At 60.0% G+C, this 25,541-nt stretch carries 23 protein-coding genes; 16 read left to right on the forward strand and 7 right to left on the reverse strand.

The genetic code is table 11. The features are described 5' to 3' along the window. Window positions 1–34: 34 nt before the first annotated feature. On the reverse strand, window positions 35–682 hold the full coding sequence (narL, locus tag ACA064_RS10455) for a two-component system response regulator NarL (protein ID WP_497673280.1): 648 nt from the start codon (window positions 680–682) through the stop codon (window positions 35–37). Beyond that, window positions 679–2,481 carry a HAMP domain-containing protein gene (locus ACA064_RS10460; protein WP_497673281.1) on the reverse strand — a complete coding sequence of 601 codons (1,803 nt, stop codon included), beginning with the start codon at window positions 2,479–2,481 and terminating at the stop codon, window positions 679–681. Before ACA064_RS10460 ends, narL begins: the two co-directional genes overlap by 4 nt. A 326-nt stretch (window positions 2,482–2,807) precedes the next feature. On the opposite strand from ACA064_RS10460, the gene ACA064_RS10465 reads away from it, so the two are divergent. From ACA064_RS10465 to ACA064_RS10540, 16 genes are all read left to right on the forward strand, one after another. Further along, window positions 2,808–4,112: an MFS transporter gene (locus ACA064_RS10465; protein WP_497673282.1), complete on the forward strand. Its 1,305-nt coding sequence runs from the start codon at window positions 2,808–2,810 to the stop codon at window positions 4,110–4,112. Then, window positions 4,090–5,511: a NarK family nitrate/nitrite MFS transporter gene (locus ACA064_RS10470; protein ID WP_497673283.1), complete on the forward strand. Its 1,422-nt coding sequence runs from the start codon at window positions 4,090–4,092 to the stop codon at window positions 5,509–5,511. The genes ACA064_RS10465 and ACA064_RS10470 overlap by 23 nt, the downstream gene beginning before the upstream one ends. 69 nt (window positions 5,512–5,580) lie before the next feature. Continuing rightward, entirely contained in the window at window positions 5,581–9,354 is a 3,774-nt protein-coding gene (locus ACA064_RS10475; protein WP_497673284.1) for a nitrate reductase subunit alpha, read from the forward strand. 1 nt (window position 9,355) lies between these two features. Next, entirely contained in the window at window positions 9,356–10,894 is a 1,539-nt protein-coding gene (gene narH, locus ACA064_RS10480) for a nitrate reductase subunit beta (protein WP_497673285.1), read from the forward strand. 2 nt (window positions 10,895–10,896) lie between these two features. Further along, complete coding sequence (narJ, locus tag ACA064_RS10485) at window positions 10,897–11,652, forward strand: nitrate reductase molybdenum cofactor assembly chaperone (RefSeq protein WP_497673286.1); 756 nt, start codon at window positions 10,897–10,899, stop codon at window positions 11,650–11,652. After that, complete coding sequence (narI, locus tag ACA064_RS10490) at window positions 11,645–12,325, forward strand: respiratory nitrate reductase subunit gamma (RefSeq protein WP_497673287.1); 681 nt, start codon at window positions 11,645–11,647, stop codon at window positions 12,323–12,325. Before narJ ends, narI begins: the two co-directional genes overlap by 8 nt. 10 nt (window positions 12,326–12,335) lie before the next feature. Next, window positions 12,336–13,310, forward strand: coding sequence for a peptidylprolyl isomerase (locus ACA064_RS10495; protein WP_497673288.1), 975 nt, complete (start codon window positions 12,336–12,338; stop codon window positions 13,308–13,310). A 24-nt stretch (window positions 13,311–13,334) separates the two neighbouring features. Next, entirely contained in the window at window positions 13,335–14,327 is a 993-nt protein-coding gene (gene moaA / locus ACA064_RS10500; protein ID WP_497673289.1) for a GTP 3',8-cyclase MoaA, read from the forward strand. A gap of 180 nt (window positions 14,328–14,507) precedes the next feature. Then, window positions 14,508–16,523, forward strand: a complete 2,016-nt coding sequence (locus tag ACA064_RS10505; protein WP_497673290.1) for a ribonucleoside triphosphate reductase — start codon at window positions 14,508–14,510, stop codon at window positions 16,521–16,523. A gap of 31 nt (window positions 16,524–16,554) precedes the next feature. Next, window positions 16,555–16,722, forward strand: a complete 168-nt coding sequence (nrdD, locus tag ACA064_RS10510) for an anaerobic ribonucleoside-triphosphate reductase (RefSeq protein ID WP_497673291.1) — start codon at window positions 16,555–16,557, stop codon at window positions 16,720–16,722. After that, window positions 16,719–17,414 (forward strand): anaerobic ribonucleoside-triphosphate reductase activating protein, encoded by a 696-nt coding sequence (locus ACA064_RS10515; RefSeq protein WP_497673292.1) that lies wholly within the window; start codon window positions 16,719–16,721, stop codon window positions 17,412–17,414. Before nrdD ends, ACA064_RS10515 begins: the two co-directional genes overlap by 4 nt. A gap of 622 nt (window positions 17,415–18,036) precedes the next feature. Beyond that, the gene (locus ACA064_RS10520) at window positions 18,037–18,393 is read left to right on the forward strand and encodes a hypothetical protein (RefSeq protein ID WP_497673293.1); all 357 of its coding nucleotides are present in this window, start codon (window positions 18,037–18,039) and stop codon (window positions 18,391–18,393) included. Beyond that, window positions 18,347–19,168: a hypothetical protein gene (locus ACA064_RS10525; protein ID WP_497673294.1), complete on the forward strand. Its 822-nt coding sequence runs from the start codon at window positions 18,347–18,349 to the stop codon at window positions 19,166–19,168. Before ACA064_RS10520 ends, ACA064_RS10525 begins: the two co-directional genes overlap by 47 nt. After that, on the forward strand, window positions 19,165–19,848 hold the full coding sequence (locus ACA064_RS10530) for a hypothetical protein (RefSeq protein ID WP_497673295.1): 684 nt from the start codon (window positions 19,165–19,167) through the stop codon (window positions 19,846–19,848). Before ACA064_RS10525 ends, ACA064_RS10530 begins: the two co-directional genes overlap by 4 nt. Window positions 19,849–19,877: 29 nt before the next feature. Next, window positions 19,878–19,997: a hypothetical protein gene (locus ACA064_RS10535; protein ID WP_497674215.1), complete on the forward strand. Its 120-nt coding sequence runs from the start codon at window positions 19,878–19,880 to the stop codon at window positions 19,995–19,997. Next, window positions 19,997–21,229, forward strand: a complete 1,233-nt coding sequence (locus tag ACA064_RS10540; RefSeq protein WP_497673296.1) for a KPHS_23130 family T6SS system protein — start codon at window positions 19,997–19,999, stop codon at window positions 21,227–21,229. Before ACA064_RS10535 ends, ACA064_RS10540 begins: the two co-directional genes overlap by 1 nt. A gap of 60 nt (window positions 21,230–21,289) precedes the next feature. Here ACA064_RS10540 and ACA064_RS10545 read toward each other — a convergent pair whose 3' ends face one another. From ACA064_RS10545 to ACA064_RS10565, 5 genes are all read right to left on the reverse strand, one after another. Continuing rightward, window positions 21,290–22,666: a 4Fe-4S binding protein gene (locus tag ACA064_RS10545; RefSeq protein WP_497673297.1), complete on the reverse strand. Its 1,377-nt coding sequence runs from the start codon at window positions 22,664–22,666 to the stop codon at window positions 21,290–21,292. Continuing rightward, a complete protein-coding gene (locus ACA064_RS10550; protein WP_497673298.1) occupies window positions 22,654–23,508 on the reverse strand; it encodes an FTR1 family iron permease in 855 nt (284 codons plus the stop codon). Before ACA064_RS10550 ends, ACA064_RS10545 begins: the two co-directional genes overlap by 13 nt. Before the next feature lie 38 nt (window positions 23,509–23,546). Next, entirely contained in the window at window positions 23,547–23,915 is a 369-nt protein-coding gene (locus ACA064_RS10555; RefSeq protein WP_497674216.1) for a cupredoxin domain-containing protein, read from the reverse strand. A 9-nt stretch (window positions 23,916–23,924) separates the two neighbouring features. Further along, the gene (locus tag ACA064_RS10560; protein ID WP_497673299.1) at window positions 23,925–24,455 is read right to left on the reverse strand and encodes an iron transporter; all 531 of its coding nucleotides are present in this window, start codon (window positions 24,453–24,455) and stop codon (window positions 23,925–23,927) included. A gap of 72 nt (window positions 24,456–24,527) precedes the next feature. Continuing rightward, window positions 24,528–25,523: a DMT family transporter gene (locus ACA064_RS10565; protein WP_497673300.1), complete on the reverse strand. Its 996-nt coding sequence runs from the start codon at window positions 25,521–25,523 to the stop codon at window positions 24,528–24,530. Window positions 25,524–25,541: the final 18 nt, after the last annotated feature.

The following is a 25,541-nucleotide window of genomic DNA, read 5'->3' on the forward strand; positions in this document are numbered from 1 at the left end:
CCTCCGCCGGTCTACCTCGAAAGAGGGATGCCTGTCAGTTCGCACTGCGCAGATGCTCCATGGCCCACACTGCAGCCTCTACCCGTGAACGCAAACCGAGTTTGTGCAGCAGGTTTTTCACATGAACCTTGACCGTGCCTTCGGTGATACCGAGCTTGTGCCCGATGACTTTGTTGCTGAAACCGCTGGCAATGGTTTTCAGCACCTGGCGCTCGCGCTCGGTCAGTTCGACCACCGCCAGCCGTGGCGGCGAACGCAGGGCCTGGGCCATGACCTGGGTCAGGCCGGGGCTGATCACCAGTGCGCCGTTCAGGGCATCGTGGATGTACTGAATCAACAATTCGGGCTCCATGTCCTTGAGCAGATAGCCGTCGGCGTCCAGACGCAGCGCATCGCGAATATCGTCTTCGGCGTCCGACACGGTGAACAGCAGCACTTTTCCCCGGTAGTTCATGGCTCGCAAGTGGCGCAGGGTTTCCAGGCCATTCATCTGCGGCATGTTGTTATCGAGCAGCACCAGGTCCGGCTGCAGCGGTTCGATGAGGCTCAGTGCTTCTTCGCCGTTACCGGCTTCACCGACGATCAGGAAATCCTCTTCCAGTTCGAGCATCTGGCGGATGCCGTGACGCATCATCGGATGATCGTCTACCAGCAGGATTCTGTGTTGCAGGGGAGTGGTCATGACACGCTACCTTGTGTTTGCTGGCCGAGAAACTCCGGCTGAAATTCCAGTTGGACGAGGGTGCCCTGGGGCGTCCGGGAAACTATCTGCAGCTGCCCACGCAGGCTGCGAGCACGCTCACTCATGATGTTCAAGCCATGGTGTTCGCGTTGGTCGACATCGCCGCCAAATCCCCGGCCGTCATCTTCGATCGAGAGCCTGACGGTTTCGCCGTCCTGACGCAGTTGCAGCCAGGCGTTTTGCGCATGGGCGTGGCGCAGGCAATTGGAGAGCGCCTCGCGGGTGATTTGCAGAATATGGATTTGCTCGCTGGCCGACAGCTCGAAGGCCAGCGTATCGACGTGCAGGTGCACCTGGAAATCGCCCCGGCGGGAGAACTCCTGGGCGGTGTCCTTGAGCTCCTGCACCAGCCCCGCGTCGTGAATCTGCAGGCGAAAGGTGGTCAGCAGTTCACGCAATTGGCGGTAGGCATTGTTCAGCCCTTCGCGCAGTTCGGCGGTGACGGTTTCCAGGGTTTCCACCGGTTCGCCACGGCGCATCAGGGTCTGCATGCGGCTGACTTGCAGCTTCATGTAAGACAGCGCCTGGGCCAGTGAGTCGTGCAGTTCCCGGGCGATGATGGTGCGCTCTTCAAGCAGCAGCAGACGATGATCCTGTTCGCGCTGGCGCTTGAGCGAGAGCGAGGTGCCGATCAGGTTGGCCAACGCCTGGATCAGTTCGGTTTCCCAGGTTTGCGCCTGATGACCGTCGACAAAATGCGCCTTGAGCTCACCCAGTTCATTGCCCTGATTGCTGATGCTGAAGGTTTGCGGGCTGGCTTTGTGGTGCTTCTCGCAAGTAGCGCATTCGCTGCTGGCGCAGACCTCGCGGCTGTTCTCGCCATGCAGGGAGAGCAATTGCTGGGCCGGGGCCTGCAGTTGTCCTTGCAGGCACAGTAACAGGCGCAGGCCCGGCAGGCGCTGCTGGAAGCGCCGGATCAACTCGTCCAGCCCTTCGGCATTGGCCAGGCGGGTGGCCAGGCTGCGGCTGCTTTGATACAGCAGCTCAAGGGCGGCATTGGCCTGTTGCAGGTTCAGGGTCTTTTGCTGAACCTGACTCTCGAGGGTGCGGTGCGAGTCTTCGATCGTCTCGGCCATGGCGTTAAAACTCAGCGCCAGCTGCCCCAGCTCATCTTGCGAACGATGGTTGACCCGCACTTTGAAATCGCCAACACGAAAGCGCTGGGTGGCATCCACCAACTCTTTCAGGGGCATGACCACGCCGTTCTGCAACTCGTACAAGCCGATCAGCAGAATGATCATGGTGGTGAACAGGGCCATGCCCTGGATCGCCTGCTGCCAGCCTTGTTTGTGTTCGCTTTGTTGCTGCAACAGGCTGACGAACTGGTTCAGTTGTTCGACGAAGGGCAGGGCTCTGGCCTGAAACAGCGCCGAATCGCCGCGCTCCAGCGCCGGGCGCAAATCATCGTTCCAGCGCTGCTGGATGTGCTGGTAGCTGGCCTGCAGCGAGGTGTTCGGGCCGTCTTCCAGCACCGCCTTGAGCGACTGGCTGTTGAGTCGCTGCTGCAAACTCTGGGTGACGCTGGCGATTTCTTCGGCGGTTGCCCCCGAGGCCAGCTTCCAGCTCAGGTGGTAGGTCTCCATGCGCACGGAGCCGGCGGTGTTGATCGCGGCCGCGTCGCCCTGGCTGAACCAGGCGATCAGCCCGGCGCTCATCGAGCTGGCGAGCGCCAGCACGGCGATCAGGATCACCGCGAGCCCGGCGCGAGCGGGCAGGGAGCTGCGCAGCCAATTCAGCATCAGTGTCGATCCGGTGCAATAAGCAGGAAGTTGTTGCGCAAGCAGAGCATGTGCAGCTCCAGATTAAGGCGAGCAATGGTTTTGCAGCCGATCCCGGGCGCACTACCTCTAAAGAGTTGTCGGCCGCTCCGTGTCAGTAAAAGCTTCGGCAAACAAGATTAATACATTGATAAATAAAGGGTTTTTCTGGTTTTCAGGACTACCACCTTAGAGGTAGACAGGGCCAGCATAGGCCTATACCGCCTTGGGCTTCGTTGACGTGGATCAAGTTTTTGCAGGGGGCGCCTCTCTAGTCTGCGGCCATGGCTAACTGACTGGAGAACATTGTGGCCGAACCGCGCGTACAACAAGGTCTGGTGCTGGGTATGAGTACCCTGGCCTTCACCGTGTGCTTTATGGTCTGGATGATGTTTGCCGTGCTCGGCGTGCCGATCAAGGAGCTTCTCCAGCTCAATGAAACCCAGTTCGGGCTGCTGGCCGCGACCCCGGTGCTGACCGGCTCGCTGGTGCGTTTGCCGCTGGGCCTGCTGACCGATCGCTTCGGCGGGCGCAGCGTGTTCTGCCTGCTGATGCTGGCCTGCGTGGCGCCGCTGTACCTGATCAGCCACGCCACCGCCTACTGGCAGTTCCTGGTACTGGGCTTATTCGTCGGCCTGGCCGGCGGTTCGTTTTCAGTGGGGATTGCCTACGTCGCCAAATGGTTCGACAAGCAGAACCAGGGCTTCGCCATGGGCATCTTCGGCGCCGGTAATGCCGGTGCGGCGGTGACCAAATTTCTCGCCCCGGCGCTGATCGCCGCCGGCAGCTGGCAGCTGGTACCGAAAGTCTTCAGCGCGATCCTGTTCATCACCGCGCTGCTGTTCTGGTTCCTGACCACAGAAAACAAAGGGCATCGCAGTGCTACCGGCGCCAGCTTGCGTGAGCAACTGAGCGCACTGAAGGATCCGGCGGTGTGGCGCTACTGCCAGTACTACTCGATCGTCTTCGGTGGCTACGTCGGTCTGGCCTTGTGGATGACCAAGTACTACGTGCAGGAATACGGCTTCAACCTGCAAAGCGCAGCGCTGTTGGCGGCCTGTTTTTCCCTGCCCGGCGGCGTGCTGCGCGCCGTCGGCGGCTGGATGTCGGATCGCTGGGGTGCGCAGAGCGTGACCTGGTGGGTGTTGTGGGTGAGCTGGGTCTGCCTGTTCTTGCTCTCCTATCCCCAGACCCAACTGCAAGTGCAGACCATCAATGGCCCGATGGATTTCCATATCGGCCTGAACGCCACGCTGTTCACCGTGCTGCTGTTCATCATGGGCATCGCCTTCGCCTTCGGCAAAGCCTCGGTTTTCAAATACATCGCCAACGACTACCCGAAAAACATGGGTGCGGTGTCCGGCATCGTCGGCCTCGCCGGCGGCCTCGGCGGTTTCATCTTACCGATTCTGTTCGGCGCCCTGGTGGACCTGACCGGCGTGCGCTCCTCCTGCTTCATGTTGATGTACGGCGTGGTCTGGGTCTCCCTCACCTGGATGTACTTCAGCGAAATTCGCAAAAGCCCGGTGTTTGGTAAAGAGCCGCTGCTGACCCCTTCCCCGATTTCCAGCATTGCCCTAGGAGAAGAACATGTCCGTTCTGCAAAAGCCTGATTCAGGCCCGGTCATTCATGACTGGCGCCCGGAAGACCCAGCGTTCTGGGGGCGTAGCGGCAAACAGACCGCCACGCGCAACCTGTGGATTTCCATTCCCGCGCTGTTGCTGGCCTTTGCCGTGTGGATGGTCTGGAGCACGGTGATTGTGCGCTTGAACGCCATCGGCTTCAGCTTCACCACCGACCAGTTGTTCTGGCTGGCGGCGTTGCCGGGGTTGTCCGGGGCGACCTTGCGGATTTTCTATTCGTTCATGGTGCCGATCTTCGGTGGCCGCCGCTGGACCGCTCTGAGCACCGCGTCGCTGTTGCTGCCATCGATCTGGATGGGCTTCGCGGTACAGGACCCGAGCACCTCTTATAGCGTGTTCGTGCTGATTGCCTTGCTCTGCGGTTTTGGCGGCGGCAACTTCGCCTCGAGCATGTCCAACATCAGCTTCTTCTATCCCAAGTCCCAGCAGGGTACGGCCCTTGGCCTGAATGCCGGGCTGGGTAACCTGGGCGTCTCGGTGATGCAGTTCTGTGTGCCGCTGGTGATTACCTTCGGTGTGTTCGGCTTCATGGGCGGATCGCCGCAAGTGCTGCCGGATGGTGGTCAGTTGTGGCTGCAGAACGCCGGGTTCATCTGGGTGCCGTTCATTGTCGCGGTGACGCTGATTGCCTGGTTCGGCATGAACGACCTCTCCAGCGCCCGCGCCTCGTTCGGCGAACAGGCGGTGATCTTCAAGCGCAAGCACAACTGGCTGATGTGCTGGTTGTACCTGGCGACCTTCGGTTCGTTCATCGGCTTTTCCGCGGCCTTTCCGCTGCTGATCAAGACCTCATTCCCGGACGTCATCGCCCTTAAGTTTGCCTTCCTCGGCCCGCTGGTCGGTGCTCTGGTGCGTCCATTGGGCGGCTGGCTGGCGGACAAGCTCGGCGGCGCCAAGGTGACCTTGTGGAACTTCGTGGCGATGATCGTGATGGTCTTCGGGGTGATGCACTTTCTACCAGAAAGCGGCCACGGCGTTCTGCCGCAGAACGGTGAACCCGGCAACTTCTACGGCTACCTCGGCATGTTCATGCTGCTGTTCGTGACCACGGGCATCGGCAACGGCTCCACCTTCCGGATGATCCCGGTGATCTTCCGCACCCAGCATGAAAAAGAGTCTGCCGGGCAATCGCCGGCCATTCGTGAACAAGCCCTGAAGAACGCCGGCAAGGAGTCGGCCGCAGTGCTCGGCTTCAGCTCGGCGATGGGTGCCTTCGGCGCGTTCTTCATTCCCAAATCCTTCGGCACTTCGATGGCCCTGACCGGCGGCCCGGAGATGGCCTTCTACATGTTCGTCGGCTTTTACCTGAGCTGCATCGTGGTGACCTGGTGGTGGTACGCGCGCAAAGGCGCCGCGACACCCTGCTAAGCCGACCCGAATCCAACTATTGCGTGGGCGGGGCACAGACTCCGCGACAAAGCCTGAGAGGTATACACCGTGAGTCATTTACTGGATCAGTTGCGGTTTTTCAATCGCAAGCAAGGCGAGTTCTCCGAAGGGCATGGAGAAACCCGCAAAGAGTCCCGCGATTGGGAGAACGTCTACCGTTCCCGCTGGCAGTACGACAAGATCGTGCGCTCCACCCATGGGGTGAACTGCACCGGTTCCTGCTCCTGGAAAATCTACGTCAAGAACGGTTTGATTACCTGGGAAACCCAGCAGACCGACTACCCGCGTACCCGTAACGATCTGCCGAACCATGAGCCCCGTGGCTGTCCCCGTGGTGCCAGTTACAGCTGGTACATCTACAGCGCCAACCGGCTCAAGTACCCGAAAATCCGCAAGCCGCTGCTCAAGCTCTGGCGTGACGCGCGCAAGACCATGGCACCGGTGGAAGCCTGGGCCAGCATCGTCGAGGACAAGGTCAAGGCCGACTCCTATAAAAGCAAGCGCGGTATGGGTGGCTTCATTCGTTCCAACTGGGAGGAAGTCAACGAGATCATCGCCGCTTCCAACGTCTACACCATCAAGCAATACGGCCCTGACCGGATCGTCGGCTTCTCGCCGATTCCGGCCATGTCGATGGTCAGCTACGCCGCGGGTTCGCGTTACCTGTCGCTGATCGGCGGCGCCTGCCTGAGCTTTTATGACTGGTACTGCGACTTGCCACCGGCATCGCCCATGGTCTGGGGCGAGCAGACCGACGTGCCGGAATCGGCCGACTGGTACAACTCCAACTACATCATTGCCTGGGGCTCCAACGTTCCGCAGACCCGGACCCCCGATGCGCACTTTTTCACCGAAGTCCGCTACAAGGGCACCAAGACCGTCGCCATTACTCCGGACTACTCGGAAGTGGCCAAGCTCACCGATCTGTGGCTCAACCCCAAGCAGGGCACCGATGCGGCGCTGGCCCAGGCGTTCAACCATGTGATCTTCAAAGAATTCCACCTGGACAAGCCGAGCGCCTATTTCACCGACTACGCCAAGCGCTTCACCGATTTGCCGGTGCTGGTGCTGCTCAAGCAAATGGTCGACAAGGCACCCGGTGCCGGTTACCAGCCGGATCGGTTCCTGCGTGCCAGTGACCTGACCGATAACCTCGGCCAGGAAAACAACCCGGAATGGAAAACCATCGCCCTGGATGTCAGCGGTGAACTGGTTTCACCCCAGGGTTCCATCGGTTATCGCTGGGGCGAGAAGGGCAAGTGGAACATTCTTCCCCGTGAAGGCGGCGAAGGCCGTGAGATCGATCTGAAGCTGAGCCTGATCGGTGACGACGTCGCCGAAGTGGCCTTCCCGTATTTTGCCGGCGAGTCCCACGAGCATTTCCAGCACGTCGCTGGCGACGCCGTGCAATACCGTCGCGTACCGGTGCACAACGTGGTGCTGGCAGACGGCAGCGTGGCGAAAGTCGCCACCGTGTTCGACCTGTCGGCAGCCAACCTGGCGATCGATCGTGGCCTGGGTGGCGCTAACGTCGCCAAGGATTACAACGACGCCAGCGTACCCGGCACCCCGGCCTGGCAGGAGCAGATCACCGGCGTCAGCCGTGAGAAAGCCATCCAGATCGCCCGTGAGTTCGCTGATAACGCCGACAAGACCAAGGGGCGCTCGATGATCATCGTCGGCGCGGCGATGAACCACTGGTACCACATGGACATGAATTACCGCGGGCTGATCAACATGCTCATGCTCTGCGGTTGTGTCGGCCAGACCGGTGGCGGTTGGGCGCACTACGTCGGGCAGGAAAAACTCCGTCCGCAATGCGGCTGGCTGCCACTGGCGTTCGGCCTGGACTGGAACCGTCCGCCACGTCAAATGAACGGCACCAGCTTCTTCTATGCCCATAGCTCGCAATGGCGCCATGAGAAAATGAGCATGCACGACGTGCTCTCGCCTCTGGCCGACAAAAGCCAGTTCCCCGAGCATGCCCTGGACTACAACATCCGCGCCGAACGTGCCGGCTGGTTGCCCAGCGCACCGCAACTCAATACCAACCCGCTGCATATCTGCCGCGATGCCGCCGCCGCCGGCATGGACCCCAAGGACTACGTGGTCAAGTCGTTGCAGGACGGTTCCCTGCGCTTCTCCTGCGAACAGCCGGACAGCCCGGTGAACTTCCCGCGCAACATGTTTATCTGGCGTTCCAACCTGCTGGGCTCCTCGGGCAAAGGCCACGAGTACATGCTCAAGTACCTGCTCGGCACCAAGAACGGTGTGATGAACGAAGACATCGGCAAGGTTGGTGATTGCAAGCCGCAAGAAGCCGAATGGGTCGAGGAGGGCGCCATCGGCAAGCTCGATCTGGTGACCACGCTGGACTTCCGCATGTCTTCGACCTGCGTCTATTCGGACATCGTGTTGCCGACGGCGACCTGGTACGAAAAAGACGACATGAACACCTCGGACATGCACCCGTTCATTCACCCATTGTCGGCGGCCATCGATCCGGCCTGGGAATCGCGTTCCGACTGGGAAATCTACAAAGGTATCGCCAAGGCCTTCTCCAGCATGGCGGTCGGGCACCTGGGGGTTGAACAGGATCTGGTGACCATCCCGTTGATGCACGACAGCGTCGGCGAACTGGCCCAACCATTTGGCGGCACCGACTGGAAAAGCGCCGGCGTGGCACCGGAGCCAGGCAAGAACGCGCCGAACCTGCATGTGGTGGAGCGTGATTACCCGAATATCTACAAGCAGTTCTCCTCCCTTGGGCCAATGCTGGAAAAACACGGCAACGGCGGCAAGGGCATCAACTGGAACACCGACGACGAAGTGAAATTCCTCGGTGAACTCAACCACCATGAAGGCGACGCTGGCATCAGCCAGGGCCGGCCGAAAATCGACACGGCAATCGATGCTGCTGAAGTGATTCTGTCCCTGGCGCCGGAAACCAATGGCCAGGTCGCCGTCAAGGCCTGGGCCGCGCTGTCGGAATTCACCGGCATCGACCACAGCCACCTGGCGCTGTCCAAGGCCCACGAAGCGATTCGTTTCCGCGACATCCAGGCACAGCCGCGCAAGATCATTTCCAGTCCGACCTGGTCGGGCCTGGAAGACGATCACGTCAGCTACAACGCCGGCTACACCAACGTTCACGAAGGGATCCCATGGCGCACCATCACCGGTCGCCAGCAGTTCTACCAGGATCACCCGTGGATGCAGGCGTTCGGCGAGCAGCTGATGAGTTATCGGCCACCGGTCAACACCCGCACCATCGAAGGCGTGAAAGGCAAGCGCAGCAACGGCGAGATCGAAATCGTCCTGAACTGGATCACCCCGCACCAGAAATGGGGCATCCACAGCACCTACAGCGACAACCTGCTGATGCTCACCCTCAGCCGTGGCGGGCCGATTGTCTGGCTCTCGGAGAACGACGCGAAACGCGCCGGCATCGAGGACAACGACTGGATCGAGTGCTTCAACATTAACGGTGCACTGACCGCCCGGGCGGTGGTCAGCCAGCGGGTCAAGGACGGCATGGTGATGATGTACCACGCCCAGGAACGGATCGTGAACGTGCCCGGTTCGGAAACCACCAAGACCCGTGGCGGCCATCACAACTCGGTCACCCGCGTGGTGCTCAAACCGACCCACATGATCGGCGGCTACGCCCAGCAGGCCTACGGTTTCAACTATTACGGCACGGTCGGTTGCAACCGCGATGAATTCGTCGTGGTGCGCAAGATGGCCAAAGTCGACTGGCTCGATGGTTCGACAGGCGATGACCTGCCGCGTCCCCTGCCGACCGATATTGAGGAGAACTGAGATGAAGATTCGCTCACAGATCGGCATGGTTCTGAACCTGGACAAGTGCATCGGTTGCCACACTTGCTCAATCACCTGCAAGAACGTCTGGACTAGCCGCGAAGGCATGGAATACGCCTGGTTCAACAACGTCGAATCGAAACCCGGGATCGGTTACCCGAAAGAATGGGAAAACCAGGACAAGTGGAAAGGCGGCTGGATCCGCAATGCCAACGGCACGATCAACCCGCGCATCGGCGGCAAATTCCGCGTGTTGGCGAATATTTTCGCCAACCCGGACCTGCCGAGTCTCGACGATTACTACGAACCGTTCGACTTCGACTACCAGCATCTGCACACCGCGCCGCTGGGCGAACACCAGCCGACCGCACGGCCGCGCTCGCTGATCTCTGGCAAGCGCATGGAAAAAATCGAGTGGGGCCCGAACTGGGAAGAAATCCTCGGCACCGAATTCGCCAAGCGCCGCAAGGACAAGAACTTCGACAAGATCCAGGCCGACATCTACGGCGAGTATGAAAATACTTTCATGATGTATTTGCCGCGTCTGTGCGAGCACTGCCTCAACCCGACTTGCGCAGCGGCCTGCCCGAGCGGGGCGATCTACAAGCGCGAGGAAGACGGGATTGTCCTGATCGACCAGGAAAAATGCCGCGGCTGGCGGATGTGCATCAGCGGCTGCCCGTACAAGAAGATCTACTTCAACTGGAAAAGCGGCAAATCCGAGAAGTGCATCTTCTGCTACCCGCGTATCGAAGCCGGGATGCCGACCGTTTGCGCGGAAACCTGTGTCGGGCGGATTCGCTACCTCGGTGTGCTGCTATATGACGCCGACCGCATCAGCGAAGTGGCGAGCACCCCCAACGAGCAGGATCTGTATGAGAAACAACTGGAGATCTTCCTCGATCCAAATGACCCGGCGGTGATTCGCCAGGCCCTGGCCGACGGTGTACCGCAGTCGGTGATCGATTCCGCACAACGTTCGCCGGTCTACAAAATGGCCGTGGACTGGAAGCTGGCACTGCCGTTGCACCCGGAATACCGCACCTTGCCGATGGTCTGGTACGTGCCGCCACTGTCGCCGATCCAGAATGCCGCCACCGCCGGTACCGTGGGCATGAACGGGGTCATCCCGGATGTCGACAGCCTGCGGATTCCGCTGCGTTATCTGGCCAACCTGCTGACCGCGGGCGATGAAAAACCGGTGAAACGTGCGCTCAAACGCTTGCTGGCGATGCGCGCCTACAAACGTTCCCAGCAAGTCGACGGCGTCCAGGATCTGCAAGTGCTGGAGGATGTCGGCTTGAGCGTGGCCCAGGTCGAAGAGATGTATCGCTACCTGGCAATCGCCAACTATGAAGACCGTTTCGTGGTGCCCAGCGCCCACCGTGAAGACGCCATGAGCGACGCCTTTGCCGAACGCTCTGGCTGCGGTTTCAGTTTCGGCAGCGGCTGTAGCGGCAGCTCCGACAACAACATGTTCGGCGCCAAGAAAGCCAACCGCCGCGACATCGCGAAAACCGTCAAGATGTGGGAGGAATGAGCATGCGCATTCTCAAAGTGATTTCGCTGCTGCTCGATTACCCGACCGAGACCTTGATCGCCGGTCGCGACGAACTGGAGCAGGCGATTATCCAGTCCCGGGAAATCAGCCCAACGCAACGCGGCGCGTTGTTCGAGTTGCTCGAGCTGATCTGCGCCAATGACCTGATGGACGGGCAGGAGCACTACGGTGCGCTGTTCGGCCGCGGGCGCTCGCTGTCGCTGCTGTTGTTCGAGCATGTCCATGGTGAGTCCCGCGACCGTGGCCAGGCGATGGTCGACATGATGGCGCAGTACGAAGAGGCCGGGTTTGCCATCGGCGTCAAGGAGCTGCCGGACTATATCCCGCTGTACCTGGAGTTCCTCTCCACCCGCGAAGACCTCGAGGCCCGCGAGGGCCTGGCGGATGTTTCGCATCTGCTGGCCTTGCTCGCGGCACGTCTGGAGGAGCGCGAAAGTGCATACGCCAGCTGCTTCCGGGCGCTGTTGCAGATCGCCGGGGCCGAGCCTCATCAAGCGGTGGCCGACCTGCGGGCACAGGTCGCCGCGGAACCTCGCGACGACTCCCTCGAAGCCCTCGACAAGATCTGGGAAGAGGAGGCCGTGGACTTTCTCCAGGCCGAACAGCAGGACCGCTGCAGTTCGCTGCCAAGCGCCCCGGGCAAGGCCCGCGAGGAAAGCCCGGTGCCGTTGCACTGGGTGGATTTTCAGCAAGATGGGCCGGCCGCCGTGCCAGCCAAGGAGGTAGGCAATGTCTAAATGGAACCTGTTGTTATTCGGGGTCTATCCCTACGTCGCTCTGGCGGTTTGCCTGATCGGCAGCTGGGCGCGCTTCGATCTGTCGCAGTACACCTGGAAGGCTGGTTCCAGCCAGATGCTCAACCAGCGCGGGATGCGCGTGGCGAGCAACTTCTTCCATATCGGCATTTTGTTTGTGCTGGCCGGGCACTTCGTTGGCCTGCTGACCCCGGCGTCGATCTATCACCATGTGATCAGCACCGAGAACAAGCAGCTAATGGCGATGGTCTCCGGCGGCTTATTCGGCCTGCTGTGCCTGGTCGGCCTGCTGATGCTGGTCAACCGGCGGCTGAGCGACCCTCGGGTCCGCGCCACTTCCAGTACTTCGGACATTGTGGTGCTGCTGGTACTGCTGGCGCAGTTGCTGCTCGGTCTGCTGACCATCGTCGCATCCACCGGCCATATGGACGGCTCGGTGATGGTGATGCTCGCCGATTGGGCGCAGAACACTGTGCTGTTGCGTCCGGTGGAAGCAGCAGCGGCCATCGCGCCGGTCGGCTTGATCTACAAGCTGCACGTGTTTCTCGGCTTGACCCTGTTTGTGCTGTTCCCCTTCACCCGTCTTGTACACATGGTCAGTGCACCGATCTGGTACCTGGGACGGCGTTATCAAATCGTTCGGCAGAAAATCTGAGGAGACAATCATGTCAGGTGGATGTGGATGTGGCGGCGGTAAAGGGGGCAGCGGTGGCTGCGGTTCTTCAAAAAAAGCGGAGTCTGTAGCGCCAGAAGTGGTCGACATCGCGCCGCAAGGGGCAGTGCAGTTTGAAGCGCTGCCGGTTGAACCTGCGGCAACTGGCGACGGCGCTGCGGCGCAACTGATCGCCAGCAGCGAGCAGGAGTGGCCGATCATCAGCGTCAACGAGGTATCGATCAGCCCTGAGGCCATGGCCCTGGAGCTGCAATATCACCCGGCCGAAAGCCGCGAAGAGGCGGTCTATCTGGCCGCCCGGGCGCTGGTGATCCGCGAGTTGTTGCAGCAGCGAATCGCCGAACTCGGCCTGTCGTTGCAGATTGCTGCCGGTGAGAACGAAGAGGAGGCGGCCACCCGGTTGTTGCTTGAACAGGAGGTACTGGTCCCGCAGTGCGACGAGGAGACCAGTCTTCGTTACTACGAAAACAATCGCGCACGCTTTCACAGTGCGCCGTTGCTGGCGATCCGGCACATTCTGCTCGAGTGTGACCCGGAGGATGCCGAGGCCCGCGGCCTGGCCCACGATCAGGCCGAAGTCCTGCTGCAGCGCCTGACGGATTTCCCCGGCAGCTTTTCCCAGCTGGCGCTGAACTACTCGGCTTGTCCATCGAAGGCCCAAGGCGGCTCCCTGGGGCAGATCAGCAAGGGCCAGACCGTGCCCGAGCTGGAACGTCAGCTGTTCACCCTGGCGCCGGGAGTGGCCAGTAAACCCCTGGAAAGCCGTTACGGCTGGCATGTGGTCAGCGTCGATCAGCGCATCGAAGGCATGCCGCTGCCCTATGAGGTGGTGTCGACGGCGATTCGTACGCAGTTGCAGCAGGGCGTCTGGCAGAAAGCCCTGGTGCAATACCTGCAAACCCTGATCGGTGCCGCGGATATTCGCGGTATCCACTTGCAGGGCGCCGACTCACCGCTGGTGCAGTGACCCTTTGGCAAATCGGGAGATGTGATGAACGCTGTGATGCAGGATGGTTTTGGGCGGCAGATCGATTATCTGCGGATGTCGGTGACCGATCGTTGTGATTTTCGCTGTGTGTATTGCATGGCGAAAAACATGACCTTCCTGCCGCGTCAGCAGGTCCTTACGCTCGAAGAACTGCAGCGTTTGGCGACGCTGTTCGTCGGCCTCGGGGTGCGCAAGATCCGCCTGACCGGAGGCGAGCCACTGATCCGCCCGGGTATCGTCGGGCTGTGCCGCAGCATCGCCGCCTTGCCGGGATTGCGCGAACTGGTGATGACCAGCAACGGCTCGCAGCTGGGTCGTCTGGCCCGGCCGTTGGTCGAAGCCGGAGTCAAGCGGATGAACATCAGCCTCGATAGCCTGGACGGCCAGAAGTTTCGCGCGATCACCCGCAACGGCGATCTCGATCAAGTGCTAGGCGGCATCGAAGCAGCGCGCGGTGCCGGCTTTGAGCGGATCAAACTCAATTGTGTGGTGATGAAAGGCCGCAACTTCGATGAAGTCCCTGCATTGGTGCAGTACGCCATCGAGCAAAAGATCGACATCAGCTTTATCGAAGAAATGCCCTTGGGCGACGTCGGGCGTTCCCGGGGCGAGTCGTTTTGCTCCAGTGACGAAGTGCGGGCGCTGATCGCCAGCCGTCATGGCTTGCTCGACAGCACCGAGAGCAGCGGCGGACCTGCGCGATATGTGCGCCTGGAACGCCATCCGGATACCCGGATCGGTTTCATTTCACCCAACAGCCACAACTTCTGCGGCAGCTGCAACCGGATACGGATGACCGTTGAAGGGCGGTTGCTGCTGTGCCTGGGGCAGGAAGACTCGCTGGATTTGCGCGGCTTGCTGCGGCGTTACCCGCTGGATGACCAACCGCTGATCAACGCAGTGCAAAAGGCCTTGCGCGGCAAGCCATTGCGCCACGATTTCAATCCGGAAGGGGCGGTGCAGATCTTGCGGTTCATGAGTGTCAGTGGCGGTTGAGCCGGACGCGGTCCGCAAAACCCCGGCGTTCCAATGATTTCCCTTTGCCGCCTTCGGGCGGTTTTTTTGTCCGCGAATTCTTGACGTCGATCAATTGCAGATCGGTGCATTGTCCGTAGTCTTTACTGCATGTTGTGTTTATAGCTTTTAAAACATCTATATGTAGTGTCTGGAGACCAAATGCAGAGCACGCTGATCTCAGTAGGGTGTAACCGCTTGCACAAGCGCGATGGCAGTCTGGTTGCCTTTGATGCGGACAAGATCCGCCAGGCGTTGATCGCCGCCGGCAAGGCCACCGGCGAATTCGCCGAACCCGAGGCCGAGGGGTTGCTCAACGCGGTACTGGCCCGTCTGGAAGGGCTGGCGCGAGTGAATGTCGAGCAGATCCAGGATCGGGTCGAACGGGTGCTGATGGATGCCGGCTATTTCCTCGCCATGCGCGCTTACATTGTCTACCGCGAACAGCATGGTCGCTTGCGCCGTGACCGCCGGACCATGGTCGAAGTAGCGACTTCGATGAACGAGTACCTGGACCGTGATGACTGGCGGGTCCAGGCGAATGCCAACCAGGGTTATTCCTTGGGCGGACTGGTGCTGAACGTGTCGGGCAAGGTCACCGCCAACTATTGGCTGGACGAGGTCTACAGCGAGGCGATCGGCCAGGCTCACCGCGAAGCGGATTTGCATGTGCACGATCTGGACATGCTCGCCGGTTACTGTGCCGGTTGGTCGCTGCGCACCCTGTTGCACGAGGGCCTGAACGGGGTTCCCGGGCGCGTCGAAGCCGGCCCGCCGAAGCACCTGAGCAGCGCCCTGGGGCAGATGGTGAATTTCCTCGGCACCCTGCAAAACGAATGGGCTGGCGCTCAGGCGTTCAGCTCGTTCGATACCTATCTGGCGCCCTACGTGCGTCAGGACAAGCTGAGCTATCAGGAAGTGCGTCAGGCGATCCAGGAATTCATCTACAACCTCAACGTTCCCTCGCGCTGGGGCACCCAGACACCCTTTACCAACTTGACCTTCGACTGGGTCTGCCCGCAGGATCTGCGCGAACAGATTCCCAGCATCGGCGGTGAGGAAATGCCGTTTGCCTACGGCGACCTGCAAGTCGAAATGGACCTGCTCAACCGCGCCTACATCGAAGTGATGCAGGCCGGCGATGCAAAAGGGCGGGTGTTTACCTTCCCGATACCGACCTACAACATTACCCATGACTTCCCCTGGGACAGTGAAAACGCCGACCGCCTGTTCGAGATGACCGCGCGTTACGGCTTGCCGTATTTCCAGAACTTCCTCAATTCCGATCTGCAACCCAATCAGGTGCGCTCGATGTGCTGCCGCCTGCAACTGGATGTGCGCGAGTTGCTCAAGCGCGGCGGCGGCCTGTTCGGTTCGGCGGAACAGACTGGCTCGCTGGGGGTTGTCACTATCAACTGTGCGCGTCTGGGGTATCTGTTCAAGGGCGATAGCAGCGGCTTGTTGAAGCGCCTGGACACCCTGATGGAGCTGGCCATGGAGAGCCTGGAGGTCAAGCGCAAGGTGATCCAGCACCATATGGATGCCGGTCTATATCCCTATACCAAGCGTTATCTGGGCACCTTGCGCAACCACTTCTCCACCATCGGCCTCAATGGCATGCATGAAATGCTGCGCAATTATACTGGCGACGAGGAGGGTATGCACACCGAGAAAGGCCGGCAATTTGCCCTGGATCTGCTGGACCATGTGCGCGCCACCCTCCTGCGATTCCAGGAGGAAACCGGCCACATGTACAACCTCGAAGCGACTCCGGCCGAAGGCACCACCTATCGCTTCGCCAAGGAAGATCGCAAACGTTACCCCGACATTCTCCAGGCCGGCAGCGTCGAGGCGCCGTACTACACCAACTCCTCACAACTGCCGGTGGGCTTTACCGACGATCCCTTCGAGGCGCTGGAGCTTCAAGACGAACTGCAATGCAAGTACACCGGCGGCACCGTACTGCATCTGTACATGGCCGAACGGATTTCCTCGACCGAGGCCTGCAAGCAACTGGTGCGCAAAGCCCTCGGACGCTTCCGCCTGCCCTATCTGACCGTGACCCCGACTTTCTCCATCTGTCCGGTGCATGGTTACCTCGATGGCGAACATGAATTCTGCCCCAAGTGCGACGAGGTATTGCTGCTGCGCGAGCAGAACCTCGGCACCGCTCATTGATTCGATTCACTCAACTGCAAGGAACTTCATCATGAATGCATCGCAAACCCTGCCCCTGGCTCAACGTCAACGCTGCGAAGTCTGGACCCGAGTGATGGGCTATCACCGCCCGGTAGCGGCGTTCAATCCGGGCAAGCAGTCCGAGCACCGCGAGCGGGTCCACTTCACTGAAGGCGCGGCACTGGCCGGGCGCAAATGAGTCGAACGCTTCGGGTTGGGGGCATGGTGCCCCTGACCACCCTCGACTATCCGGGGCAGCTGGCCTGTGTGCTGTTTTGCCAGGGTTGCGCCTGGCGCTGCCGCTATTGCCATAACCCGCAACTGATCCCGCCTCGTGGCAGCGAAGAAGTGGATTGGTGTCGGGTGCTGGCGTTTCTGCAACGGCGCCAGGGCTTGCTCGATGCGGTGGTGTTCAGCGGTGGTGAACCGACGCTGCAGGACGGCCTGGCCGGGGCCATGGATGAAGTGCGGGAGATGGGCTTTCGCATCGGCTTGCACAGCGCCGGGATCAAACCGGCGGCCTTTGCCAAGGTGGTGATGGAGGCCGATTGGGTCGGATTCGATATCAAGGCCTTGCCCGAAGATTGCCAGACCATCACCCGCATCGCCGGCAGCGGCACCGCCAACTGGCGCAGCCTGGAATATCTGCTAGCCAGCGGAGTCGACTATGAGTGCCGCACCACGGTGCATTGGCACCTGTTCGACCCTGCGCGCCTGTTGATCCTGGCCCAGCGGCTGAGCGCGTTAGGCGTCAAGCGCTTTGCCGTGCAGTTGGTCAGGACCGCGCGGATGCTCGATCCACATCTGTCGAGCATTTCCGCACAGGCCGAGCAGGCCGAACTATGGGCGGCCATGCGCGAGTTGTTTCCGCAGTTTGTATTGCGTGGGTGATCCCTCTGGGAGCTGGCTTGCTCGCGGCCTGACAGCCGACCTGTCTCTCGCGGCTGTACCCAATCCCACTGTAGGAGCTGCCGCAGGCTGCGATCTTTTGATCTTGATTTTGTGGGAGCGGGCTTGCTCGCGATATAGGCAGCCTGACAGCCGGCCTGGCTCTTGAGGGTGTACCTATCCATTCCTGCGGGAACGGCCCCACTGCACGAGGCTACCGTTTGGGGGGCCAGCTTTCTGCGATCCCGCGAAAATAGTGAGGCATCCCCCATTTAGCTGGCAACCGATTGTAGGTTGATTCGGCAAAAGTTATAGGCGCTTTCCTGATGATGCCTCGGGGGGTAGAGGGGGCGCTGGAGGTGATTCATAGTTGTTTGCAGGGAGAGGCCGCTGCCTGTCGATCATAATTAACCAGAACAACGTCGACAGCGTTTGGGCCCAGGTTTCTCCGAGTCCTTGGGGCTCACGGATTTCTCTAGCTGACCCCTTTGCAAGGAGCGAACACGGCATGAGCATTTTGTTCACTTGGCTTTTTGGACGGCGCTACAGTGACCGGAACTCTCGGTTTGACGTGCGGAATGCCCCGATCTTGCCGACGCCCGACACTGGCCCGGTCCGGTCATCTTTGCCTCCCGAGACCAGCACCGACACTCTGCAACCGCTGAAGAACTGGAGCCATCCGTTCAAGGATCAGCGCAACCCGCTGCAGCAGTTGACCCACTTGGCCAAGGCGACGGCTGGCTATTATCCGCTGGGAATTAATGGCCTGTGGCACGGCGGCGTGCATTTCGACAGCGGCACCGCCGGCGGCCTGGATCAATCCAGCGTGCAGTGCCTGGCCGATGGTGAGGTGGTGGCTTATCGCATCGACCAGCACTCGCCAACCACGCCCTACTGGGTCCACAAACTGTCTGTAAAGAAACCCTTCTCGCGCAATGGCAACCCGTTATGGCAAGCAGTATGGGCCAGTCTACTGGGGTAAATCGAAACTGGCCGACTTCCAGGGCTGGGATGAATTAGTCAGCAAAGGCGAGGCGACAACGGCCGAGCGGGACATCCTCGTGGCAATGTCTGAAAACGAAGGTAATTTGGATGCGCTACAGTCCTACGACAGCGAGATATTGACCGCTGGCGCCATGCAGAAGACGATTAATTTCCTAGGTACAGGCGAGTTGCCACAACAAGTATATGAGTTTCAACTGGCGCATCCGGACTTATATCAGAAGTTGTTCGCGGATTGCGGTTGGGAAGTCAAGACAGAGAATAGAGAGCAATATCTTTACTATGATGGCATCACTGGCGAAGAGCTAAAAACGTTTCTTCGTAAGGGTTTTGATCAAATAGCCTATGAAAGTAGGAGGAAGATTGCATCGCAGCCACTGGCCGTGTTTGCCAATGCGATCACCACCAATGAATACTTGGTCAAGCAAGTAGTTGATTTCGTGCAACGCCTCAGGAAAGCAATCGCGCTGACGCCCAAAGGCTACAGTTCATACGCCATAAGCGACTACATTCATTCAAGTTTTGGCAAGGCAGTTGTTCTCGATCATCACGTGAACCGGCCTAGCAAGGTGGCACGGGATTTTGGTGCTGCGCTTAATAGTTTCTTAGCCTTGAACCCGATGGTGTCTGAGAATCCAGCACGCTGGGGGGTAGACCATGCAAGGCATGAATCCGCTTTGCTGGACATCTATGGTCCATCACGCGACATGACTGACTCCAGTCTTCGGTACCAAAACTTGAAGGGCAAGTTATGAAACGCTACCTCCTGATACTGATCCTATTTAACTCGGGTAACTATGGCGTAGCTGTAGCTGAGAGCGCCAGAGAAAAAGAATCGAGTCACGTTAGCGATTTCCACTATGGCGACCCAGTGGGTAAGCGATATCTCACCCTGACGATATTTCGCGACGCCAGTATAGTACGCACTTTGCGTGGAGAGAGTCAGAGCGGTGGAGCATTTGAACGTGACGATCCACCGTTTTTATCGCCGGATGGCAATTTCGTCTTATTGAGCCAGATCGAATCAGGCGATGCGGAGATGTCGGACGGCACGGTGATATACCACGAGGTCGCCTACTGTAATCTGATTGACATACGCAACGGCTGCATCCTGGCAAGGGATACTGGCCAATTCTGTGGTGGCACCTTTACAGAGGATGGTAAATGGAAAAACCCACTCTATCCTGATGTGAACTTGGCCAATAAAACTCCCAGAGCGAACGATTACGCCAAGGGTAAGCTGAGGTCTGCAGATTCTCCCGTTGCTTCGTTTGATAATTTACTGGCATGCGACCCGCCCAGCGATGATAACGCCGATGCCTATCGCACTATTGTTGAGAAAAATCTCTTCGATCTCGATAGTGCGCAGCGCGATGCCTTGGATCGAAGTCTGAAAGAGCGGCATTTGACGGCGCCTGCCAAGGTGACCCGATGAGCTGTCCGATTTCCGGTCCTGGCCCGACAATGATTGCCGAAGGCCACCCAACGTTTCATGACAATGGTGTATCTATCGCCTTTCACATGCACCGATGTGCCTGCGGTCGTGCCTTGATTTTGTCCTTGCCAGAAGCGGTTGCAAGCTGATGCCGGTCAGGTTGGATAGGCTTCCGGCGCCGGCCCCAAGCCCGGAACTACCACGTTTCTGGGTCTGGTTGCTGCTGTGTCCGTTGTGCCTGGCGCTGGGTCTTGGGGTGACGCTGTGGCTGGGTGATGAAGTGCTTGCTCAGCAGCCGGTTCGGTTCTGGGCCACCGCCTTGGGGCTGCCGTTTCTGGTCTGGTGTTTGCTGGGTTGTCTGCGGGCGATGGTCTATCTCTGGGAGGTGACCATGGCTGAGGGTTGGGATCAAGCGCGCGAACAGGACCTGATCCAAAAAATGCGTCAGGGACGACGATCGCAACAGGTACTGGCCGTCAGTCTGCACACCGCGATGCGTGAGCCGGATGCCCAGGATGGGCAGGCGCAGTTATCGGTCTTGCTCAGTGGTGAATCGGCCTTGCGGACTCAACCTTCCTGGCAGGACAGTCCAATGCGCCATAGCCGCTTGTCACGAGCGGGTGCCGATTTGCCCGAGAAGTTGTTGCTGCAGGTGCTATCGAAGGTACTGGCGGAACTGGCGACTACATTGGCGGTACTCCCGGCGGACAGGCCGCTGGCTTTGTTACTGCAGGCCAATAGTGCAGTGGCGGAAGATGACATGCACGACATCTGGCAACAGGCCTGGAGCGCATCGGGCATCAGACAGAGGACCACGCTGTTGGACGGCAACGGGCTGGCAGCGGTGGATCATTGGCTGGATCAACGCATTCACGATCAGGCGTTGTTGCTGGTGGTGGCCCTGCAAGTAGCGCCATCACAGCCCGAGGAAACCGCGGAATCAGTGGTTGGGCTGTTGTTTGGCAATCGGCTGATGCAAAACACGCTTGAACCCCTGGCTTACCTGTACCGTCCCGAACAGGAGCGTGAGGCAACGGCCGAGGATTTGCGTTATGCCGTACGCCAGGCGCTGGATTGGGCGACGCTGGACGCCGAAGCCGTCCGGCACGTCTGGCTGTCGGGTGTCTGCTCGGTACGAGAGGCGGCAATCACTACGGTTTTGAGCGAGATACCGATGCCAGTGAAAGCGGGTCAGGGGCTGCATAACATTGGGGCGTCACTGGGGCTGCCGGGTGTTTCGGCGCCGTGGCTGGCGATCGCCGCCGCGGTGGAGGAAATTCGCAGTAGTGGACAGCCGCACTTCGTCTTCAGTGGGGATGGCATTTCCGATGAAAAATTGTGGTGCACGGTGCTAACGCCTGCGTCATCCGCTTCGGCATAGGGAAATCTGGATGGAAAATCGACGTTTTGAAGGGTTAGGCGTTTGGGGCGGTAGACGCTGCTACCACCCCCAAAACTGCAACCACCAACCATACCCCACCAACCCATTAGCCAATAACAGGCACCCACTGCCCGCCAGCCGCCGAGCCAACGACACGTCCTCACGACTCAGCACCTTCCACCCCAACACCAGACTCCAACCCATCGCCGCCATCAACAACAACGCCCTGGCCGGCTGCACCCACTCCAGCAGCAAGCCCTCATAGCGCAGCAATTTCACGGTGGTCGCCGACAGCCCAAGAAACAGCCCGGCACCGCCAATGGGTGTAAGGGTTAGGGCCAGGGGCAAGTAGAGCGCCGGATTTCCCGCCAGCCGCGCCGTCAGTCGCAACAGAATCAGCAAGGCCGTGCCCAGCAGCAGCGAGCTCAAGCCCAGGTAGGCGACGATGCTGAAGCCGTCGAGCCAGCTGAAGCTGTCGTTGAGTTGCGGGTAGTGGGTGAGGAACCACCAGGGGGCATTGTCTTGCAAGGGCCAGAGCAGGTCTTGTTCGATCAGCCATGAGGCGAGCTGTTGTTTGAGGGCGACGAACCAGGGGCTGACGGTCCACTGAAATCCGCCCATGGCCAGGCCGATCACGCCGAACAGCAGCAAGCGTGCATCCCAGACCGATAGGGTGCGTGCGCTGGACTGCAGGATTTCCTGGTTGCTGGAGCGGGCGATCAATTGCACCGCGCCGCGTTGGCCGCTGCAGCGTCCGCAGGCGTGACAGTCGCTTGCGCCTTGCATGCGTCGGATATCGAGCAAGGGTGCGCAGTTGGGTGGTGGCAGTCTTGGCGCGGGATTTTCCAGCCAGCGTTGTTCATCCACCTGAAAATGTACCGGAGCCAGGCGGGCGAGCAGGGCGAAGACTCCGCTGACCGGGCACAGGTAACGGCACCAGACCCGCTTGCCGCGGGCGAACAGCAGGCCGACGATGACTGCTGCGACCGTCGAGCCACCCAGTATCAGCAGCGCGGCCTGGGCGTAGTCATAGACGCTAATCAACTGGCCGTAGAGGGTGGTCAGGCAGAACGCCAGGGTTGGCCAGCCGCCCCAGCGCAGCCAGCGCGGTACGCCCAGGCCTTTGCCGTAGTGGCTGGCCCATTCGCTCAGCGAACCTTCCGGGCATAGCACGCCGCACCAGAGGCGGCCGAACAGCACAATCGACAGCAGCACGAACGGCCACCAGATGCCCCAGAACAGAAACTGCGCGAGCAGGGTCAGGTTGTCGAAGATTCGTGCCTGGCTGTCCGGCAGTGGCAGCAGCGCCGGTAGCAACAACAGTAACCCGTAGATCAGTACCACCAGCCACTGCACGGCACGAATCAGCTGCGCATGACGGCGCATCCCGTCGCCCAGGCGCTGCAGCCAGAGGTTGCGCCGACTCAGCTCGGGCATGGGACTTTTTCCACCGGATGCTGGCGCAACCAGCCGCCGACGATCAGCCAGTAACCAATCAACACCAGCAAGGTCGCAGCACTTGGGGTCGCTCGATAACCGGCAAAGCCAGCGAGGAAACTGCCCGGGCCGTGGCTGTCGCTGAGCAACGCGCTGCTGTCCCAAAGGGCTTCGCCAAACACGCTATAGACCATCTCCGGCACATCCAGGGCAAGCAATTGCCCGCCGACGCGCTCGATGCCTCTGACCAGTAATGCCGCGCCGAGCATCAGCAGCAGGGCTTCGCTGAGGGCAAAAAATCTGGGCCATGAAATGAACCGGCGGCTGCTCTGCAGCAGATAGACGGTCAACCCCGCCAGCACCAGTCCCGCCAGCCCGCCGACGGCGAACAAACCCAGTTGCGGGCCGCGCAACTGAGCTCCGGCGCCATACAGAAACACCACGGTTTCGCTGCCTTCACGGCTGACCGCGAGCATCGCCAGCAGCAACAGGCCGAGGCCGCCTTGCCGGGCCAGATGGCTGTCGGCGTGGCGGCGCAGATCCTGCTTGAGGGTCCGGGCGTGGTGGTGCATCCAGCCAACCATTTGCACGATCAGCAAACTGGCAACCAGCGCCAGCGCAGCCTGGAACCATTCGCTGGCCGAGCCGCTCATGGCCTCGCCGGCAAACAGAATTAGCACCGCCAACAACCCCGAAAGCATCAACCCCAGCACCACGCCGGCCCACAGGTATCGGACCAGACGATTGCCCTGGCTTTGCTGGCTGACCCAGGCCTGGAGAATGCCGATCACCAGCAGCGCCTCGACGCTTTCGCGCCAGACGATGAACATTGATTGATTCATGGAAAGCTCCTTGAAGGAAAGCTCCGTGGACGACCCGGTTATTTGGCGAGGATGCCGCCCTCAGGCAATTGCAGATTGAATTCGTCGAAGAACGGATAATGACCGGGTCGCAAGGGGTGAATGACCACGAAGGTGGTCACCCCCGGCGACAGGACTTTTTCCACCCGCAAAGGCGTGCTCTCGAACTCTGCCGGCCCCTGGCCGATGTTTTTCAGGACGATCTTGAAACGTTGCCCGGCCGGCACCTCCAGCAATGCCGGGGTGAAGTGCCCGTCGCGCATGGTCAGCTCATAGGTCGGCAATTGGGCCTGGGCGGCCAATGGCGTGATCGCCCAGGCCAGCAGCAGCCAGGCAAGACGCGGGTGAGCACAGGCAAACCTTGACCGACCGCGATGGGTCGACGGCATGCGGTTCATTCAATAGCCGCCTTTTTTACCGATGCCGGCGTAAATGAATTCGTAGTGCAGCTCACAGCGCTCGAACCACGGCGCGACACCGGTTTCCTTGTCGGTGTGGCGACCGAGGGAACTATGGCCGGCGGGTGGCAGGACGCTGAAGGTCAGTTGGTATTTGCCCGGGCCGAGCAGCTTCACATTGTCGCCGTAGTGCGGACCGTCATTGGCCACCATGGCATGGAAGTCGCCTTTGAGTTCGGTCTCGCTGCCCTGCTTTTTCAGGTTGAAAGAGACATTCAAGTAGGGCACGAAACTGCCTTCCTGAAAGCCCTGTCGATTGTCCGCGGTGGCGCGGATGTCGGCTTCCAGATGCACGTCGGAATCCGCGGTGGCGCGCATCATACCGGCAGGCGCCATCTCGATCGGCTGCAGATACACCGCCGCAACTTCCAGCCCAGGACATAATTGCGGCTCGCCGATTGGATACTCCTTGGCCTGAGCCAGGGGAGCTAGCAACAGCACGGCGAGAGACAGCGAAAAGGTGGTACGCATGAGGTCTTCCTGGGCACTGACAAGTAGGAGTCCGAGTCTAGGAAGCTTTCTTGCGAATAATAATGATTATTGTCAATTTTTGTGCAGATCGGCCGGCGATTGCGTTTTCAGGCACACAACCCGACTGCCAAGGGGCGCGAGGATGACCCGCACCGCCAGGACCGCGCCTGTCAACACCGCGACCAGGCCCAGCGCTTCCGGAAACGTTGGTAAGCGGCCATGAAAAATCAGTCCCAGAAGGGTCGCGAACAGTGACTCAAGGGCAATAAGTTGCCCTGAAAGTACCATCGGCAGATAGCGCGAAGCCAGGTTCCAGGCCCACGCGCCAATCAATGAACACAGCACCGCGATCAGCAGTGCCCAGGCATATAAATGCCCGGCGCTGGCGAAGCCGAACCCCAGCGACGGCAGCTTGAAAACCTCCAGTGCCAAGCCAAGGGGGAGCAGGCCCAAGGTGCCGATTGCGCCACCCGTCATCATCAGTCCGGTCCATGCAGCGGTAGCGCTCGGCGGGATTTTTTCCAGCGCGCCTTGATTGAGCAGACTGAAGACTATCCACAAAACAACGGCCAGCAGCGAGAAGATCAGGCCTGTCAGGAAAGAGCCTGACGATACCCCCGGCTGGTTTATTGCGCTCAGATTGGTGAGCAGCAGGCCACTCGCCAGAAAAGCCAGCGGTGTCGCCAACCGCCGCCATGCCAGGGTCTTGCTCCGAGCATTGCCGAGCAGTGCCAGCAACACCGGGACCATGCCAATCAGTGCTGGAGTCAGTAATGGCCCGGCAATAATAACGCCGGCGGCAATACAGGTGCTGTATCCCAGGTAGCCCATGGCCCCCAGACCGAGCGCACGCAACCACTGATCTGCGCGCAATAGTCGGACTTGAGCCCAATAGACCCCGACGATAAGTAGTCCGAGTACCCCGGCAAACAAAAAGCGCAGGGCCATCAAGTCATAGATGCTGTAGCCACCGGTGACGTAGGGCGCAATGAAATTCAGTGCCCAGCTCAAAGTCGCGAATACCGCCAGAGCGACTCCGATGGCTGTTTTTGAAGTATCTGTAGTCATGGAACGCTCGTCCGCGAG

The organism is Pseudomonas sp. LBUM1658, assembly GCF_059716055.1.

Excerpts from the sequence above, each read along its gene's own strand:
- moaA (WP_497673289.1), top strand. The coding sequence starts at position 13,335 with ATGAACGCTGTGATGCAGGATGGTTTTGGGCGGCAGATCGATTATCTG.
- ACA064_RS10535 (WP_497674215.1), top strand. The coding sequence starts at position 19,878 with ATGATTGCCGAAGGCCACCCAACGTTTCATGACAATGGTGTATCTATC.
- narJ (WP_497673286.1), top strand. The coding sequence starts at position 10,897 with ATGCGCATTCTCAAAGTGATTTCGCTGCTGCTCGATTACCCGACCGAG.
- narI (WP_497673287.1), top strand. The coding sequence starts at position 11,645 with ATGTCTAAATGGAACCTGTTGTTATTCGGGGTCTATCCCTACGTCGCT.
- ACA064_RS10505 (WP_497673290.1), top strand. The coding sequence starts at position 14,508 with ATGCAGAGCACGCTGATCTCAGTAGGGTGTAACCGCTTGCACAAGCGC.
- ACA064_RS10525 (WP_497673294.1), top strand. The coding sequence starts at position 18,347 with ATGGCAACCCGTTATGGCAAGCAGTATGGGCCAGTCTACTGGGGTAAA.
- ACA064_RS10540 (WP_497673296.1), top strand. The coding sequence starts at position 19,997 with ATGCCGGTCAGGTTGGATAGGCTTCCGGCGCCGGCCCCAAGCCCGGAA.
- ACA064_RS10495 (WP_497673288.1), top strand. The coding sequence starts at position 12,336 with ATGTCAGGTGGATGTGGATGTGGCGGCGGTAAAGGGGGCAGCGGTGGC.
- narH (WP_497673285.1), top strand. The coding sequence starts at position 9,356 with ATGAAGATTCGCTCACAGATCGGCATGGTTCTGAACCTGGACAAGTGC.
- ACA064_RS10470 (WP_497673283.1), top strand. The coding sequence starts at position 4,090 with ATGTCCGTTCTGCAAAAGCCTGATTCAGGCCCGGTCATTCATGACTGG.
- ACA064_RS10560 (WP_497673299.1), bottom strand. The coding sequence starts at position 24,455 with ATGCGTACCACCTTTTCGCTGTCTCTCGCCGTGCTGTTGCTAGCTCCC.
- ACA064_RS10460 (WP_497673281.1), bottom strand. The coding sequence starts at position 2,481 with ATGCTGAATTGGCTGCGCAGCTCCCTGCCCGCTCGCGCCGGGCTCGCG.
- ACA064_RS10545 (WP_497673297.1), bottom strand. The coding sequence starts at position 22,666 with ATGCCCGAGCTGAGTCGGCGCAACCTCTGGCTGCAGCGCCTGGGCGAC.
- ACA064_RS10515 (WP_497673292.1), top strand. The coding sequence starts at position 16,719 with ATGAGTCGAACGCTTCGGGTTGGGGGCATGGTGCCCCTGACCACCCTC.
- ACA064_RS10550 (WP_497673298.1), bottom strand. The coding sequence starts at position 23,508 with ATGAATCAATCAATGTTCATCGTCTGGCGCGAAAGCGTCGAGGCGCTG.
- nrdD (WP_497673291.1), top strand. The coding sequence starts at position 16,555 with ATGAATGCATCGCAAACCCTGCCCCTGGCTCAACGTCAACGCTGCGAA.
- ACA064_RS10530 (WP_497673295.1), top strand. The coding sequence starts at position 19,165 with ATGAAACGCTACCTCCTGATACTGATCCTATTTAACTCGGGTAACTAT.
- ACA064_RS10555 (WP_497674216.1), bottom strand. The coding sequence starts at position 23,915 with ATGCCGTCGACCCATCGCGGTCGGTCAAGGTTTGCCTGTGCTCACCCG.
- ACA064_RS10565 (WP_497673300.1), bottom strand. The coding sequence starts at position 25,523 with ATGACTACAGATACTTCAAAAACAGCCATCGGAGTCGCTCTGGCGGTA.
- narL (WP_497673280.1), bottom strand. The coding sequence starts at position 682 with ATGACCACTCCCCTGCAACACAGAATCCTGCTGGTAGACGATCATCCG.